The 17189-nt window shown below is 70.6% G+C and carries 11 protein-coding genes; 1 reads left to right on the top strand and 10 read right to left on the bottom strand.

Annotated elements, in window-relative coordinates; genetic code table 11:
• Nucleotides 1-20: 20 nt before the first annotated feature.
• The 7 genes from VNT50_RS10680 to VNT50_RS10650 all read right to left on the bottom strand — a co-directional run bounded on the left by VNT50_RS10680 (nt 21) and on the right by VNT50_RS10650 (nt 11845).
• Nucleotides 21-1379, bottom strand: coding sequence for a DUF58 domain-containing protein (locus tag VNT50_RS10680; RefSeq protein ID WP_325485097.1), 1359 nt, complete (start codon nt 1377-1379; stop codon nt 21-23).
• Nucleotides 1380-1405: 26 nt separating this feature from the next.
• Nucleotides 1406-2371 carry an AAA family ATPase gene (locus VNT50_RS10675; protein WP_325485096.1) on the bottom strand — a complete coding sequence of 322 codons (966 nt, stop codon included), beginning with the start codon at nt 2369-2371 and terminating at the stop codon, nt 1406-1408.
• A 52-nt stretch (nt 2372-2423) separates the two neighbouring features.
• Nucleotides 2424-8387, bottom strand: coding sequence for an Ig-like domain-containing protein (locus VNT50_RS10670; RefSeq protein WP_325485095.1), 5964 nt, complete (start codon nt 8385-8387; stop codon nt 2424-2426).
• A 1-nt stretch (nt 8388) separates the two neighbouring features.
• Nucleotides 8389-9522, bottom strand: coding sequence for a serine/threonine-protein kinase (locus tag VNT50_RS10665; RefSeq protein ID WP_325485094.1), 1134 nt, complete (start codon nt 9520-9522; stop codon nt 8389-8391).
• Between the two features lie 131 nt (nt 9523-9653).
• Nucleotides 9654-10310, bottom strand: coding sequence for a spermidine/putrescine ABC transporter substrate-binding protein (locus tag VNT50_RS10660; RefSeq protein WP_325485093.1), 657 nt, complete (start codon nt 10308-10310; stop codon nt 9654-9656).
• A gap of 58 nt (nt 10311-10368) precedes the next feature.
• The gene (locus tag VNT50_RS10655) at nt 10369-10788 is read right to left on the bottom strand and encodes a DUF6121 family protein (RefSeq protein ID WP_491715940.1); all 420 of its coding nucleotides are present in this window, start codon (nt 10786-10788) and stop codon (nt 10369-10371) included.
• Between the two features lie 76 nt (nt 10789-10864).
• On the bottom strand, nt 10865-11845 hold the full coding sequence (locus VNT50_RS10650) for an ABC transporter (protein WP_325485091.1): 981 nt from the start codon (nt 11843-11845) through the stop codon (nt 10865-10867).
• Nucleotides 11846-11981: 136 nt separating this feature from the next.
• Between VNT50_RS10650 and VNT50_RS10645 the strand changes: the two genes are divergently transcribed.
• Nucleotides 11982-12605, top strand: coding sequence for a hypothetical protein (locus VNT50_RS10645; protein ID WP_325485090.1), 624 nt, complete (start codon nt 11982-11984; stop codon nt 12603-12605).
• Here VNT50_RS10645 and VNT50_RS10640 read toward each other — a convergent pair whose 3' ends face one another.
• The 3 genes from VNT50_RS10640 to VNT50_RS10630 form a co-directional block, all read right to left on the bottom strand.
• A complete protein-coding gene (locus tag VNT50_RS10640) occupies nt 12606-12764 on the bottom strand; it encodes a hypothetical protein (protein ID WP_325485089.1) in 159 nt (52 codons plus the stop codon).
• 193 nt (nt 12765-12957) lie between these two features.
• Nucleotides 12958-16848, bottom strand: coding sequence for a DNA-directed RNA polymerase subunit beta' (gene rpoC, locus VNT50_RS10635; RefSeq protein WP_325485088.1), 3891 nt, complete (start codon nt 16846-16848; stop codon nt 12958-12960).
• A gap of 74 nt (nt 16849-16922) precedes the next feature.
• Nucleotides 16923-17189 (bottom strand): DNA-directed RNA polymerase subunit beta (locus tag VNT50_RS10630; protein WP_325485087.1); only part of this gene is annotated, 267 nt, incomplete at its 5' end.

The following is a 17189-nucleotide window of genomic DNA, read 5'->3' as shown; positions in this document are numbered from 1 at the left end:
GGGCGGCCACTCCAACCGGATCACGACTGGACCCCCCTCAGGAGCAGGGCGGGGAGGTCGTCGAGGAGTCCGATCGTGAGCAGGGTCAGCGTCCCGACGGCCTGCACCCGAGGGTGCGCTCGCTCGTCGCAGAGGACCGCGATGACGGCGGTGTCGGTCGGGAAGGCGAGGGCGGCCTGCCGGATGCGGGTGAGCGTGACACGCGACCCGCAGACGATGAACGCGATCGACAGCGCATCGGATGCCTCCACCGCGAGGCGGCACACCTCTTCGAGGGGCATCGTGTGCTCGAGCCCCTCCAATGCGGCGAACCCGTCGAGGAGGGCGCGGGGAGACGTGGCCTCGAGGTTCTGGATGGCACGGAGCCGGCCCTTCACGACCCGCGGGATGGGAGCTCCCGTGACGATGTCGAGGTCGCGCCCATCGCGCACGGCCTGGGCGCCGAGCGACGCCGCGGCGCTCACGCCGAGCTCGAACTCGTCGTCGTCGGCGTAGTCGGCGAGGGCGAGGCTCAGCACCACCGCCATGCGCGAGCGGCGCGACTCCTCGAACTGACGGACCATGAGCTGGCCCGTCTTGGCGGTGGATTTCCAGTGGATCTGGCGACGCGAATCCCCCGGTGTGTAGGCGCGGATGGCGTGGAACGACATGTCGGCGTCGACGAGGCGTCGGGTCGGGTTGCCCTCGAGGTCGCGCACGAGCCCCGCGCTCGTCGAGGGCACCTGCGCGGTCCGCGGGTGCACGAAGAGATCGTGCACATCGGGCCACGCGTGCTCGCGCCGGAGGAGGCCGATGGGGTCGGTGCGCACCGAGGTGGGCGGGCCCACCGTGAGCACGCCGCGACGCGGCGTCGGGATCGAGACCGGCTGCGAGACGACGTGTCGCGGCCGGAGCATCGGCACGCCGAGTTCGACGAGGCCGCTGCCGACGGGAAGGTCGAGGCGGCCGGGCAGCATCGTCCGGCCGCTGCGATTGCGGATCTCGATCTCGCCCGAGACCTCCCCGCCGGCGACGACGCGCTCGTGCTCGAGGCGGACGACGACGTCGTAGGCCCGGGCGCCGAAGAGGAACGGAATGCTCATGAGCAGCAGCACGATCGCCGCGAATGCCCCGACGAGCCACTCCACCCAGCCGTACGCCCAGCCGAAAGCGAGCCCGATCGTGGCGGCCGCGAGCACGAGCCATCCGGCCGGGGTGACGACCTGGCCGACCCATTCGACCGCGGTCCGGGTGGCATCGGCCGCACGCCGCGCGCCGGCGAGGGTCGCGACGAGGGCGCGCACGAGCGCACCGGGTGACGCCGTCGTCACGCGGGTGTGCGCCGTCGAACCCGACTGCGGGTCGAGCCGGGTCAGCCGCTGCTCGGAGTCTGTGCTCATACGGTCTGCGCTCATACGGCCTGCGCTCATACGGCCTCGCGCTGAGACGGCGGTGCGATGTCGAGCAGCACCTGGCCGATGATCGCCTCGGCGGTGACCCCGTCGAACTCGGCCTCCGGGTGCAGGATCAGTCGGTGCGAGAGCACGGGCACGGCGAGCGCCTTGACATCGTCGGGCGTCGCGTAGGTGCGACCGAGCGAGATGGCGCGCGTCTTGGCGGAGCGGGTGAGGGCGAGGGCCCCTCGGATGCTGACGCCCAGCCGCACCTCGTCGGCCGAGCGGGTGGCGTCCACGAGGCGCGCGATGTAGTCCAGCACGAGCGCGTTGACGTACACGTCGCGCGCGGCATCCGCCATGTCCACCATCCGCTGGGGGCTCACGATCGCCCCCAGCTCGCTCGTCGCGACGGGGGCGCCGTCGAGGATGCGGACGGTCGCGGCGTGGTCGGGGTAGCCGAGCGAGGTCTTCATCAGGAACCGGTCGAGCTGGGCCTCGGGCAAGCGGTACGTGCCGGCCTGCTCGATCGGGTTCTGGGTGGCGATCACGAGGAACGGGACCCCGACGGGACGGGTGACGCCGTCGATCGTGACCCTGCCCTCCTCCATCACCTCGAGCAGCGCCGACTGCGTCTTCGGGCTGGCGCGGTTGATCTCGTCCGCGAGCACGATGTTCGCGAACACCGGGCCGGCGTGGAACTCGAACGTGCCGGTCTTCTGGTCGTACACGGTGATGCCGGTGATGTCGCCGGGCAGGAGGTCGGGCGTGAACTGGATGCGGGTGTTCGTGCCCTCCACGGACTGGGCGAGCGCGCGAGCGAGCGACGTCTTACCCGTGCCCGGCACGTCCTCGAGCAGAACGTGACCGTCGCTCAGCATCGCCGTGAGCACCAGCTCGATGACGTGCCGCTTGCCGAGCACCGCCCGATCGACGTTGTCGGCGAGTTGGGCGAACGTCGTCGCGAAGCGCGTCGCCTGCTCCTGCGAGATGGTCATGCGGGTCCTCCTGCGGTGTGGGGGAAGGGCGTGGGGAGAGGGCGGATGCCGGTCACGGCGTGCCGCCTGTCGCCGGCGGATCGGGGGTGCAATCGCCCCCGAATTCAGTGGCCGCGGGTGCCAGACCCCAGCCGTACACGCTCCAGTCGACGGTCACATCGACCGCCTCGACGCGCACGGCGCCCGGCGGCACGATGCCCGTGGCGGGGTCGTAGGGGAGCTGCTGGCCGGCGGCGTCGTAGAAGCGCGCCCGGCCGTACGCGAACGTGAACGTGGCCTGGCCGCCGGACGGGGCGAGCGATGACTGACCCCCGCCGGCGAGTGGCTGCCCGGCGGTGCACGAAGTCACCTGCCACGATGCCCGCACCTGGTACGGGGCCGATCCGGCGGCCGGCGTCACGCGCGCCCAGTCCGTCGTCGGTCCCCACTGCGGGTGCACGTAGCGCACGCGCATCTCGGGATCGCGGTCGTACACGCTCGTCGTCGGACCGCCCTCGAATTCGGCGGTGTTGTAGCGCGGCGGCGTCTCGGGCGACTCGGGCGTCCTCCGGATCATCCAGCGCGCGTCGGTCGCAGACACCGTCGGGCTCGCGTCGACGACGAAGGTGAACCCGGTCGGCGGGGCGGAGTTCTGCGCGGCGCGCACGTCTGCCTGCACCGTGCTCCGCCCGTAGCGATCGCCCTGCCACCACGACTCGGTGCAGAGCTGGAACGTGTACACCTCCCCGTCGCGAGGAACCCTGATCGTCGCCGACTCGCCGCCGGGCGAGACGGTGCAGACGCCCGGCGACTGGGTGATGCCGTAGCGCGTCTCGGAGCCGTCGCCCCCGGAGCTCGCCGTGCCCGAGGCCGTCACGGTCGATGTGCCGTCGCCGTTGGAGACCGAAGTGAGGGTGAGGGTGGGGTTGACCGGCGCGCCGATGCCGTTGGTCTGGATGGTCACGGCCGCGCCCGAACTGGTCCCCTCGAGCCCCGGCGGCACCGCGAAGCGCGAGATGGGGGTGACCGTCAGCGGGGTGAGCGTGTTCGCGCCGATCCGGTAGCGGGGGATGACGACGGTGTCGTTCGAGTCGACCCGCACGCGCAGCAGTTCGCCGGTGGGGCTGGAGAGCTCCAGGAAGCCGGTGGTCGCGGTCTCGACACCCACGACGCGCACCGATACGAGGCCGCCCTCGCCTCCCGTGACGACGGGGGTCGCGGAGACCTCTCGCGGAGCGGCGGGGGCGTCGTACGCCCACGCCGTCGTGGTCGCCGAGGCAGCGGACTCGCCGATCGCGTTCACCGCGACGGCCGTGTACCGGCGTTCCTCGCCGTTCGGGGCGGCGATGTCGGGGCACACCCCCGAGGCGTTGCACGTCGCGACGATCGATCCCTCGTGCCGGATGACGAACCCCGTCAGGGCGGGGTACGCCTGGCGTGCCTCACCGGGGTCGACGCGAAGGGTGACGACGCCGTCGCCGTACTGGGTCTGGCGCAGCGATGCGGGCCCGCGCGGATATCCCTGCAGGTCGAGCAGGAGCGAGCCGTCGCGCTCGGCGTTCGTGCCGCGCCCCTGCGCGTCTTTCACGGAGAAGCTGGCGGTGCAGGTGGCCCCCGGGGCGTCCCCGGCCCACGTCGCGAGCACGCTCGCCGCGGACGCGACCTGGAAGGAGACGCCGACGCAGGCGCCGGTCGCCCGCACTGCGGTGAGCTCGAGCGGCGTGCGCGGAAGCGGGTTGACCTCGCCCGGCGCGCCGATCACGGTGATCTCGCACGACGATCCCGCCGCCTGGGAGCACTGCTGGGCGATCGTGCCGCCTTGCGGAAGCACGCTCGGCGCGGGGCCGACGCGCAGCGTGAGACGCGCAGGCTGCACTCCGGTGTGGCTCGTGACCCCGATGATCGCGGCCTGCTCGGTTCCCGGAGCCGCGCGGTCATCAGCGGTGATCGTGAGCACACCGCCCTCGAGCCTCGTCTGGAAGGCGGAGCTCGCGAACTCGATCGAGTATGCGATGTCGGTGTCGGCGACGTCGCGCTGCCAGGTCGTCATATCGCTCAGGGCGAAGGCCGCCGTCTCGCCGGGACCGACGGTCACCGATGCCGGACGCAGCTCGGGCTGCGGGTCGAGCGCCCGGATGCGGATCGGCACGGAGAGGTATGTCCACTCCTCCTGCCCATCGACGCGCACCGGCACGGTGCACGCGTCGGTCCAGGGCGACCCGAGCCCCGCGTCGTAGCGCACCTGGGTGCCGGAGACCGGCGCGCAGACCGCCGCGTCGCGCGCTCCGGAGGATGCGACGTCGTCGCCGACCTCGAGCGTCCGGCCCCTCGGCACCGGCACGAGGCCGGCCAGATCGAAGGTCACCGACTCCCCCTCGGTCACCTGGCGCGGGGTGAGCCCCGCGCGCAGCGCGAGCGCCACGTCATCGACGCCGGGGATGCGCAGGAACGCATAGCTCGTGACATCCTGCCCCGCACTGCCCACCCCGGTGACCTGGAAGGGGATGATGCGCGCGTCATCCGACACCGCACCCTGCAGCTCCCTGCCGTCGGCGGTGACTCCGGGCGGCTCCCCCCACACGCTCATGGTGAGCTCTCCCACGTCGCCGCCTGTCCACGAGACCTTGCCGCTGACGACATCCACCCCGCGAGCGAAGCGGTCACGTGTCTCGGCGGTGAGCAGGGTGTCGGCGACGATGGGATAGTCGGGCACGGACTCCCGCACGACCTTGACGACGATGAGACCGCGCCCCGTGTTGCCCGACTCGCTCACGACGTCGTAGAGATATGCCGTCGTGCCGGGAGCCGTCCCCGCCTCGATCTCGATCGTGGAACCGGAAAAATCGCCGAGCCGGCTCTCCAGCTGCCCGTACTGCGGATTCGGACTGCCGTCCTCGAGCACATCCACCGCATCGGGGCGCACATCGGTCAGCGCGAGGGCGCCGCCGGTGGGATCGATGTCGTTGGCGAGCGGGCTCACGCGCACGGAGTTGCCGGCGCCCGCCTGCACGTAGACGTAGTCCGTGAAGGTGACCGGCGAGGGGTTCGCTTCGCCCCCGAGCACGCCGATGCGCACCGTGCCGACACCCGTCGCTCCGGTGCCGTCGATGACCCGGAACTCGAACGACTCCTGTCCTCGATCGCCCTGCGTGCTCGTGTAGACGATGCCGTCCCCATCCGCCGAGATCGTCGCCGACCCCCGTTCGGGCTGGGACGTGATGCGGTCGAGCCGCACGGCGTCGCCGTCGGGATCGACGCCGAACCCGTCGAAGGGGATCGTGGTGCTGCCGCCGCTGAGGACCCGGCCCTCGAGCGTCTCCGGTCGCGGCGCGCGGTTGGACTCGTCCGACACGACCGTCACGCGGACGGTCGCCGTGTCGGCGAGGCCGGGGGAGCCCGACGAGTAGATCGAGTACTCGATCTCGGTCGGGCCGGTCTCGGTGGGGGCGAGATAGCGCAGCACCCCGCCGGACCCGAAGGCCAGCGCGTCGGGGGCGGTCGTGGTGACCGTCGACGGGTCGAGGCTGATCGCGGAGCCGGAGGGCGCGACGTCGTTCTCCAGCACGGGGATGTCGACCTGGGCCCCCGCGCGGACGACCACGGTGTCGTCGACGGCGATCGGCGCGAGTTCGGGCGCGGGCGGGAGCAGGTAGACGGTCGCCTGACCCGCCACGCTCGATCCGGCGTCGTCCGTTCCGTCGCTCACGCGGTACTGGACGGTGCCGAGGATGCCCGCGGCCCCCGTCGCGGTCGTACCCGCCACCCGCAGGTAGTTCTGCCCGATCGCATCCACCTGCAGCGAAGCCCCGGCGGCGGGAGCGGTCTCGACCTCGCTGAGCAGGAGCACCCGTCGGGTGGGATTGGCGACCGCGGCGAAGAGATCGATCGTCGCGTCTTCGCGCGGATGCACGAACGCGATGACGGGCGCGGTCGCCAGTTGCGCGGGAGCGTCGGTCGGCAGCAGGGTGATCCGCGCCGTCGCCGTCGCCTCGCTCGTGCCGTCCGACACGGTGTAGCTGACCCGATAGGTCCCGGCGTCGGTCGCCGAGAAGTCGAACGCCGTGCCGGTCGCGCCGGCGACCGCCTCGACCGCGGCATCATCGAGCACGCGCACGGATTTCAGGGTGAGGGAGCCCGCCGTTCCCGTCACGTGCGGGGCGACATCCACGCTGAGCGCGCCGCCCAGGGTATCGATGACGGTGAACGATTCCGCCGTCACGGTGGGCGTGGGCGAAACCCGGACCTGGAGGGGTCGCGTGGTCACCGCCCCCCTCGTGTCGGCGACGGTGACGGTCAGATCCACGGTCTCGGGGCCCGTCCCGGTGCCGTCGGGATGCTGGTAGACGACCTCCCCGGACGGCGTCGAGGCGACCGCGCCCGAGTTCGACTCGTTCTCGACGGCGAGGAGCATCACGGGATCGCCCTCCGGGTCGACCCAGCCCGTCAGAACGGGCACGGTGACGGTGCCGCCGGGAGCGACCCCGGGTGACGGCCATTCCGCGAGGCACCCCGACGTGCCGCACCACTCAGGGGCGCTGTTGCGATCCTCGGGTACGACATCGAGGGTCACGGTGGCGGGCTGCGAGAGCTGGCCGTCGCTGCTCGTGCCGTCGCTGACGACGTATTGCAGCGTCGCCGCCCCCGCCGCGCCGGCAGCCACCTGCACGGCGAGGCGACCCCCGCCGTCGGTGATCGTGACCGTGCCGAAATCCGGAGGCAGACCGGTCACGGATGCGGGGTCGATGCTCAGCACATCTTCGTTCGGGTCATGGTCGTTCAGCAGCACGGGCAGCGTCACGAGGCTCCCCGCGCGCACCCCGAAGGCGTCGGCCTCGGCGACGGGCGGCTTGGGGTCGATGACGACCTCGGCCTGCACGTCGCTGGGCTCCGTTTCTGCAGCCTTGTTGTCATCGAGGCTCCAGTCCTGGCTGGAGGACACGAGCGCTCCGTCCGGCATGCTCCACACCCAGCCCGAGCGGGTCTCGTTGAGGATGACGGTCGAACCCGAGACCGTGAAGACGGGGCGCCGTGCGTCGGGCAGCTCCTGCCCGCCGTAGTCCAGCGTGGTCTCGCCGGCACCCTGCCGCCACATCACGCCGCCGTCGTCGCGGAGCCACGCGGCGTAGACATCGCGATCGACGACGACGGGCCGGGCGGGCTGGCCGTAGTCCTGCCCTTCGCCGCCGACGGTGCGGGAGATGGCCGCGTCGGCGAGGGGGACCTGGATCAGCCCGGCCTCGTCGGCGATGTAGACCTCGTCGCCGGCGACGGTGGGCCGCGCCACGGCCATCGCGCCGGAGGAGGCGAGCGACGTGGGCTCCCGCGCACCGGCGCGCCACACGCTGCCGTTCGCGGTGTCGATGACCACCCACCGGTCGCCGGCGGCGCCGATCTCGATGCCGGCCCCGGTCGGGCCGCCCTCGAGCTCGTCGCGCGCCTCGATCTGCGCGTCGGGGATGCGGTACCGCAGCACCGCCCCGTCGGCCGATGAATAGCTGAACAGGGTTCCGTCGGGGGCAACGGCGATCGCCTCCGCCGTGTACTGGGGAGCATCGTCGCCGGCGTTCGCGTTCGGATTGAGCTGCACGGCCGCGGAACCGCCCGAGAGCCTGCCGACCCACACCGCGCCGGTGTCGGTGAGGTAGCCCGCGAAATCCCCCGCCACCGCGACCGACACCGTGCCGGCCGGCGGGTCGGTCGACCCCCGCGGCGCATCCTCATCGAGGTCGACGGGCATCGCCTCATCGATCCGGGTCAGGCGCCCGTAGCTCTCCGAGAACAGGAATGCACCGTCATCCGTCTGCGCGATCGCCGTCGGATTGCTGACGCTGCGCACGGTGTCGAGCTCGTCGATCGCGGTGTTGACGCGCGCATACCGGCGTCCTTCCGCGGTCTGCAGCGCCCAGACCGATGTGTCGACCGGCGTGGTGCGCTGCGCGTCCAGGCCCGGCCACACGGCGCTGATGGCGATGACCGAGGCGATCGCCGCGACTCCGGCGAGCGCGGCGACGAGCGTGCGGCGGCGTCGGCGGACCATGTCAGAAGATCCCGCTCGTCAGGAGCGCCCAGGCCGTGACGACGGAGGCGACGAGGGCGAGGGCCAGTGCCCCGATGATCCAGCCTCGTCGGCGATCCGGCGCGGACGCGTCGAACCATTCGTCCTCGCCGCCGTCGCGGCCGGCCGCGACGGCGAGCGTCGGGGCCGACTTGCGGGAGGTCTCGTGCGACACGCTCGTGCGGATGGGCCCGCGCACCGCGTCGTCGGCGAGGTCGACCGCGGACGGGCTCGGGATCCACTCCTCCACGGCCACGTCGAGGGCGGTGGGCGCCAGCCCGAGCTCGGCCTGCACGCTCCGCAGCGCCTCGGCGAACGCGAGCGCGCTCGGATACCGATCGCCGGGTAAGCGGCTCATCGCGACCGCGAGCACGCGCTGCACCGCATCGGGGACGTCGGGCCGCGGGATGCGGGTGTACGAAGCGCGCAGGATGCGGCGGCGCAGGTGATCGCGGGAGTTCTGGCCGCGATCCATGCGCTCGAACGGGCTGTGCCCCGCGAGCAGCGAATAGACCGTCGCCCCGAGTCCCCAGACCTCGCTCGCGATCGTTCCGGTGGTCTCCTCGGCGATGACCTCGGGGGCACTCCACGGCACCGACATCGCGAACATCTCGTCGTGGCGGGCGCGCGCGAGCGACGACGCGATGCCGAAGTCGGCGAGGACGGCCACGCCGAAGCTCGTCACGAGGATGTTGCTGGGCTTGATGTCGCGGTGCACCAGCCCGGCGCGGTGCGACGTCTCCAGGGCGCTCGCCATCCTGATGCCGATCGAGAGCACCTCATCGACCGGGATGCGCTCGATGCGGTAGCGCTGGGCGAGAGATCCCGGGCAGTACTCCATGACGATGTAGGGCCGCCCGTCCGCCGAGATGCCCGCCTGATAGACGGTCACGATGGAGGGATGGGCGGACAGGTGCGCCAGCACGTCGGCCTCGGTGTTGAACATGCGGACGAGATCGGGGTCGCGAAGGTTTCCGGGGAGCACCTTCACCGCCACCGCGCGGCGCGGCATCTCCTGCTCGTAGAGGAACACGTCGGCGAATCCGCCCGACCCGAGCGGGCGCACGTACGTCAGGCCCGGGAGCACCGGAGGATCGGATGGAAGGCGCTTTACCACCCCAACTCCTTGCCTCGGCGTCGATCACGGGAATCGCCCCGGTCCGGACGCGATTCGCTGGCGCTGCAGGGCTTGGCCCATGCTAACGCGCAGGCCTGAGCATTTGCCCATGCGTGCGGGAGACGCGACGGTCAGGCCGGGGGCGGGTCGTTCGGGTCGAATGGCGCGTCGAGGGCCTGCGCGAGCTCATCGAGCATGGCCTCGATCTGCGGCTCGACGTACGTCGTGACCGCCGCCTGGATGCGCAGGCGGTGATGCAGGAGCACCGCGCACACCTCCCTGCCCACCATGTTCGCGTAGTCGTCGGCGAGGCCGACCTCCTGACGGAGCGCCGCCTTGGCCTCGTCGCTGAGCGGTGGCAGGTCGGGGACGTCGGCGTCCGCAGCGTCGGCGAGCCCCGAGATCGTGAAGAGGAACGGAGCGCCCGGCACGGGGTCGGGGTCGAGGGGCAGCCCCTCGAACTCCGGCTCGAGTCCCTCGGCGGGGCGGTAGCTGCGGGCGCGGTTGCGCGCGGCCTGCTGGTCGAGTTCGGCCTGGAGCATCGGGAGGTTGCGGGCCGTGTAGTCGGCAACGGAATGGTCGACGATCGTCTTGACCCGTGTCGAGAGCCCGTGCTGCACGCCGTGCGGAACGTCGGCACCGAGGCCCGCGGCCGACAGGACGGGCGAGCCGAAGCACCGGCGGCAGGGCGCGACGCGGCCGCGGTGCGTGGCCGGCTCCCACCGGGGCAGCCACTTCAGCCACGCGTCCACCGCCTGGCTCACTTGCGTCTCGAGCGACCGCTCCATGTCCCTACCGTACTGCGCGCGGCCCGGAATTCCGCGGCTTCCCGGGCGGATGTCGATGTCACTCGGCGTCGTCGCCCTCCCACGGCCAGTGCGGCGGGCGGGCGCCGGTGCGCGCCACGGCCACGCCGCCCCAGGCGGCGATCGCGCCACCGAGCGCGACGACCGGTGCTGCCCATCCGATCGCGAGGCGGCCGATCACCGAAGTGGCCAGCGCAAGGTCCGCGCCCGTGCCGACCGCCCCGATCCACACCCCGGCGAGATAGGCGAGGGCCGCCGCGAGCGCCGCCCACAGGGCGGTGAAGAACGACGGATGCCGGGGGCGCAGCCCCACCCCGAGCGCCACCGCGAACGCGCCCGTGGCGAACGCGATGCCGAGCGCACCCGGCACCGCGGTGAGTCCGCGGGTGTCGATCACGTCGGTGTTCGTCGCGAGGCTCATCATGCCGAGCCCGAAGATCACGAGGGCGACGAAGGCGATGACCGTCAGCGCCAGGAGCGCCGACCGCCTGAGCCCTCCGCGCTGCTGCCCGGACGTGTGCGTGCCCCCTGCGGACTTAGCGACGGACGAGCTGCGGGCCGGCCTCGAGCGTGCGCTCGTACTCGCGCTGCGCCTCGAGATTGAGCTCGGTGACGCGCTTGCCGCGCGCCGCGGCCCACGCCCCGAACCAGATCGTGAGCTCGCGACCGATGACGAAAGAGGCGATCGCGAGGGGCGCGAGCAGCTGGCCCTCGACGAGCGCGGCGCCCTCGCTCGCGCTCAGCATCCAGAACGGCTCCTGGAACAGCTGGCCGAGGATGTAGCCCCCGTAGGAGGCGACGCCGACGAGCAGCCCGAAGACCACCCAGTGGCCCCACCGACCGCGGTTGATGATCGCGCCGAGCAGCCAGAAGGCGAGGAAGAAGACGACGACGGGCACCCAGAGGGTCCACGTGCCCAGGGCGGCGAGTGTCGATTCCACGATGTTCGCCGTGGTCACATCGCCCGTGATCAGCCCGAAGCCGATCGAGAAGAGCAGCAGCAGCGCGGCGAAAGACAGCGCGGCGAGCAGCCCGATCGCGCCGGCGGCGGCACGGTTGCCACGTGGAAGAGGAGCCTCCGGCGCCTGCACGAAGATCGGCTGCGGCGCGGGAGCGACGTACGCGGGCTCGGCGGGGGCGATGTAGGCCGGTTCGCTCTGCGCGGCGCCGGCCGCGGTTCCGGAGTCGACGGCCTCGTAGTGCTCGGGCCGGTCATACCACGGGGTCTCGTCGTCGGTCGACGCTGCGGGTGCGACGACCACGGTCTCGGCCTCGCTCGAAGCCGAGGGCTCGACGACCGACTCGGGCACGTCGACCACGGCAGCGTCATCGCGAGCGGTGTCGTCACCGGGCGCAGTGGCGTTCTCGGAAGCGGCATCCGCCGGCACGCCCTCGCGTGCGGCTTCCGCGTCGGCGAGGCTGCCGTGCGCGCTGTCCACGACGTCGTCCACGGGTGCCGGCTCCGCGACGGGCTCGCCGATCGGGGTCTCCGGCTTCGGAGCCTGGGGATCACTCATCGGACGCACTCCTCACGCGGGGCACGTCCCCGCAGTGCGAGATTACCCCGCACCCGCCCGGCGCTCCGGGAGGCGTGCCGCTGTGTCGCCGCGGGTCTCCCCGGGGATCGGCGATCGCCCGCGTACTGTGAGGCGCATGACCGGCATCCCCGCGGCCCGACGACGTCCCGCCAGAGTCCTGGTGGCGCTCGCCGGCATCACCCTCGTCCTGTCCGCGGCGACCGGATGCGCCGCCGACTCCCCCGGTGCGCCCAGCGGGTCGCCCTCGCCGATCCAGTCGCAGACGCTCGATGCGAGCCCCAGCGGGTCGCCGTCGCCCTCGCCCTCCGCGACGGCCGACTCTTCCGTCCCCATCCCGACGGACTGCCGCTCCACGCTCTCCGCCGCGGTGCTGGATCAGCTCGCCGGTGTGCCGCTGAACGACCCCGCCTTCGGTCCGTCCGGCGTGCAGCCCGACGGCAGCCTCCGCTGCATCTGGGCAGACCCGGCGGCCGACACGACGGGGCTCACCACCGACATCTCGCGGATGGCGAGCGGCGCCGCCCTCGACATGCTGAACGGTCTCGCCGACACCGAGGGCTACACCTGCTACAAGCCCGACGTGGGCACCCGCTGCGAGAAGGAGTGGCAGAACGCCACCTACCCCGTCACCGATGGACGGACCCTCTACTTCCGAGACGACATCCTGATCGACACGATGTATTCGAACCTCGCGCCGACCGGCTACACGAGCAGCATCGTCGCATCGATCTGGGGCTGATCAGTCCTTCCAGATCGCCCGGTCCACGTTGACGGCGACCCATTCGAGGGTCGCCGGGGCCAGCGGCACCGCGAGGGCGACCAGGCCGGCGACCACGCCGATGCACACGAGACCCGCGATCAGGGCGATGCCCGTGTTCCGACCCGCGATCCGCGCCATGACGATCCTCCGCCCTCCACGCTAAGTCGCGCGCGCGTGCACACGCGGATGGAACGCCGAAGGGCCCCGGGATTTCTCCTGGGACCCTTCGGTCGACTGCTCTGGCACGGGGTCTCGATACGGCCGCGGGCGGCCTACTCGACCTTGAGTCGCAGTGGGCTCGAGGTCGCTTCGCGACCTGAGCCCACTCGACTCAATTGTACGTGCCGGGCGTGAAGTCGTCGGTCGAGAAGCTGTCGAAATCGACGTAGCTGAGGTCGGCCTCGCTGTAGGCGCCGTCCGACGCGAAGATGCGGTTGGGGTACCGCTCGCTCTTCGCCTCTTCCGTCGCCTCGACCGTGACGTTGCGGTACTTCGCAAGGCCCGTTCCGGCGGGGATCAGCTTTCCGATGATGACGTTCTCCTTGAGGCCCACCAGCGGGTCGCTCTTGCCGTCCATCGCCGCCTGCGTCAAGACGCGGGTCGTCTCCTGGAAGGAGGCGGCCGACAGCCACGACTCGGTCGCGAGCGACGCCTTCGTGATGCCCATCAGCTCGGGACGACCGGATGCCGCCCGCTTGCCCTCCGCCACGGTCTGGCGGTTGATGTCCTGGTAGCGACGGAAGTCGACCAGTTCACCCGGCAGGAGGTTCGTGTCGGCGTGATCGACGACCGTGACCTTGCGCAGCATCTGGCGCACGATGACCTCGATGTGCTTGTCGTGGATCGGCACGCCCTGCGAGCGGTACACGCCCTGGACGCCGCCGACGAGGTACTTCTGCACCTCGCGCGCACCCATGACACGCATGACCTCCTTGGGGTCGAGCGTTCCCACCAGCAGCGGCTGGCCGACCGTGACGTGCTGGCCGTCCTCGACCAGCAGCGTCGCGCGCTTCAGCACGGGGTAGACGTGCGGCTCGTCGCCGTTGTCGGGCGTCAGGATGACCTTCTTGGCACGGTCGGTCTCATCGATCGTGATGCGGCCATCCGACTCCGCGATGGGCGACGCACCCTTGGGGGTGCGGGCCTCGAAGAGCTCCTGCACGCGGGGAAGACCCTGCGTGATGTCGTCGGCCGAGGCCGAACCACCGGTGTGGAAGGTACGCATCGTCAGCTGCGTTCCCGGCTCACCGATCGACTGGGCCGCGATGATGCCGACGGCCTCGCCGATGTCGACGAGCTTGCCGGTCGCGAGCGAGCGGCCGTAGCACTGCGCGCAGACGCCGACGGCCGAATCGCATGTGAGCACGGAGCGCACCTTGATCGAGGTGATGCCGCCCTCGACGAGATGGTTGATGAGCACATCTCCCACATCGTCGCCGGCGACGGCCAGAACGGTGCCGGCCTCGTCCACGACATCCGACGCGAGCGTGCGCGCGAACACCGAGTTCTCGACGTTGTCGTCCTTGCGGAGCGAGCCGTCGGCCGTGGCGGCCGCGATCGGCAGCTCGAGGCCCTTCGTCGTGCCGCAGTCGTCTTCACGGATGATGACATCCTGCGAGACATCCACGAGGCGACGCGTGAGGTAGCCCGAGTCGGCCGTACGCAGCGCCGTGTCGGCCAGACCCTTGCGGGCACCGTGCGTCGCGATGAAGTACTCGGCGACCGAGAGTCCCTCGCGGTACGACGAGATGATCGGACGAGGGATGATCTCACCCTTGGGGTTGTTCACCAGGCCTCGCATGCCGGCGATGTTCCGGATCTGCAGCCAGTTTCCACGCGCACCCGATGACACCATGCGGTTGATGGTGTTGTCTTCGGGGAAGTTGTCGCGCATCGCCTTCTGGACCTCGTCGGTCGCCTCGGTCCAGATCTTGATGAGCTCCTGGCGACGCTCGGAGTCGGTCGTCAGACCCTTCTCGTACTGCGACTGGACCTTGGCGGCCTTCTTCTCGTAGCCGCCCACGATCTCGGCCTTGTTCGGCGGCGTGAGGATGTCGCTGAGCGCCACGGTGACACCCGATCGGGTGGCCCAGTAGAAGCCGGCGTCCTTGATGCGGTCGAGCGACGCCGCGACCTCCACCTTCGGGTACTCCTCCGCGAGCTTGTTCACGATCTGCGACAGCTTGCCCTTGTCGGCCGGCTCGCGAACGAACGGGTAGCCCTTGGGAAGCGTGTCGTTGAAGATCGCCTGGCCGAGCGACGTCTCGACGAGGCCGTTGCGCTCGTACGCCGCGATCGATTCGGCGGTGTCGCCCTCCGCCTCGAGGAACGTGAGCCCCGGGATGCGGATGCGGACCTTGGCCTGCAGGTCGAGGGTGCCCTCGTCCTTGGCCAGGATCGCCTCGCCGACCGAGCCGAACGCTCGGCCCTCGCCGGCCGCACCCTTCTTGACCGTGGTCAGGTGGTGCAGGCCGATGATCATGTCCTGCGAAGGCAGGGTGACCGGACGGCCGTCGGAGGGCTTCAGGATGTTGTTCGACGCGAGCATGAGCACGCGGGCCTCGGCCTGGGCCTCGACCGACAGCGGCAGGTGCACGGCCATCTGGTCACCGTCGAAGTCCGCGTTGAACGCGGCGCAGACGAGCGGGTGCAGCTGGATCGCCTTGCCCTCCACGAGCTGCGGCTCGAAGGCCTGGATGCCGAGGCGGTGCAGCGTCGGCGCACGGTTGAGCAGCACGGGACGCTCGCGGATGATCTCCTCGAGCACGTCCCAGACCTCGGGACGCGTGCGCTCGACGGCGCGCTTGGCGGCCTTGATGTTCTGCGAGTGACCGAGGTCGATGAGGCGCTTGATCACGAACGGCTTGAAGAGCTCGAGGGCCATCTGCTTGGGCAGACCGCACTGGTGCAGCTTCAGCTGGGGGCCGACGATGATGACCGAGCGGCCCGAGTAGTCGACGCGCTTGCCGAGGAGGTTCTGGCGGAAGCGACCCTGCTTGCCCTTGAGCATGTCGCTCAGGGACTTCAGCGCCCGGTTGCCGGTACCCGTGACGGGACGACCGCGGCGGCCGTTGTCGAACAGTGCGTCGACGGCCTCCTGCAGCATCCGCTTCTCGTTGTTGACGATGATCTCGGGGGCGCCGAGGTCGATCAGGCGGCGGAGGCGGTTGTTGCGGTTGATGACGCGGCGGTAGAGGTCGTTCAGGTCGGAGGTCGCGAAGCGACCGCCGTCGAGCTGCACCATCGGGCGAAGCTCGGGCGGGATCACCGGCACGACATCCAGCACCATCGCGGCGGGCGACATGCCCGTCGAGAGGAACGAGTTGACGACCTTGAGGCGCTTGATCGCGCGGATCTTGCGCTGACCCTTGCCTTCGGAGATCTGCAGGCGCAGCGAGTCGGACTCGGCCTGCAGGTCGAAGGCCTCGAGGCGACGCTTGATCGACTCGGCGCCCATGTAGGCCTCGAAGTACTGACCGAAGCGGTCCTGCAGCTCGTGGAAGACGTCGTCCTCGGGCTTGAGGGCGCCGACCTCGAGGGTGCGGAAGTCCTCCCACACGCGCTCGAGCTTGCCGATCTGCTCATCCGCCTGCTTGCGGATCAGCGTCATGTCCTTCTCGGCGGCGTCCTTGACCTTCTTCTTCTGGTCGGCCTTGGCGCCTTCCTCTTCGAGGGCGGCGAGTTCCTCTTCGAGCTTCTGCAGGCGGGCGGCGATGCGCGAGTCACGCCGGTCGCCGAGCGTCTTCAGCTCGAGGCGGATGTTGTTCTCCTGGGTCGCCAGGTCGCGGTGACGCGCATCCTGATCGACCGAGATGACCATGTACGCGGCGAAGTAGATGACCTTCTCGAGGTCCTTCGGGGCCATGTCGAGCAGGTAGCCCAGGCGCGAGGGCACGCCCTTGAAGTACCAGATGTGCGTGACCGGCGCGGCGAGCTCGATGTGGCCCATCCGCTCGCGGCGGACGGAGGACTTGGTGACCTCCACGCCGCAGCGCTCGCAGACGATGCCCTTGAAGCGGACGCGCTTGTACTTGCCGCAGGCGCACTCCCAGTCACGGCTGGGCCCGAAGATCTGCTCTCCGAAGAGACCGTCCTTCTCGGGCTTGAGCGTGCGGTAGTTGATGGTCTCGGGCTTCTTGACCTCACCGTACGACCAACGACGGATGTCGTCGGCAGTGGCCAGACCGATGCGAAGCTCGTCAAAAGTTGTTACGTCGAGCACGTGTTCTCCTGTGTCGAAATTCTTGTTAATGAGTCAGTCGGTGATCGAGTAGGCGCGCCAGCGCCGTATCGAGATCAGATCTCGTCGATCGACGAGGACTCGAACCGGGTGGAGATGTTGATGCCGAGCTCTTCCGCTGCGCGGAAGGCGTCATCATCGGTGTCGCGGAGGTTGACGGCGGTGCCGTCGGCCGAGAGCACCTCGACGTTCAGGCAGAGCGACTGCATCTCCTTGATCAGCACCTTGAACGACTCCGGGATGCCCGGCTCGGGGATGTTCTCTCCCTTCACGATCGCCTCGTACACCTTCACGCGACCGAGGACGTCGTCCGACTTGATCGT

Origin of the sequence: Microbacterium sp. (assembly GCF_035554235.1) — a bacterium.
GTDB lineage: Bacteria > Actinomycetota > Actinomycetes > Actinomycetales > Microbacteriaceae > Microbacterium.
Note: the sequence above shows the minus strand (reverse complement) of the source record. Positions and strands in the feature narration are given on the sequence as shown.

Bases quoted from the DNA above. Each gene is read 5' to 3' on its own strand.
- VNT50_RS10680 (WP_325485097.1), bottom strand. From the start codon at position 1,379: ATGAGCACAGACTCCGAGCAGCGGCTGACCCGGCTCGACCCGCAGTCG.
- VNT50_RS10675 (WP_325485096.1), bottom strand. From the start codon at position 2,371: ATGACCATCTCGCAGGAGCAGGCGACGCGCTTCGCGACGACGTTCGCC.
- VNT50_RS10670 (WP_325485095.1), bottom strand. From the start codon at position 8,387: ATGGTCCGCCGACGCCGCCGCACGCTCGTCGCCGCGCTCGCCGGAGTC.
- VNT50_RS10660 (WP_325485093.1), bottom strand. From the start codon at position 10,310: ATGGAGCGGTCGCTCGAGACGCAAGTGAGCCAGGCGGTGGACGCGTGG.
- VNT50_RS10650 (WP_325485091.1), bottom strand. From the start codon at position 11,845: ATGAGTGATCCCCAGGCTCCGAAGCCGGAGACCCCGATCGGCGAGCCC.
- VNT50_RS10645 (WP_325485090.1), top strand. From the start codon at position 11,982: ATGACCGGCATCCCCGCGGCCCGACGACGTCCCGCCAGAGTCCTGGTG.
- VNT50_RS10640 (WP_325485089.1), bottom strand. From the start codon at position 12,764: ATGGCGCGGATCGCGGGTCGGAACACGGGCATCGCCCTGATCGCGGGT.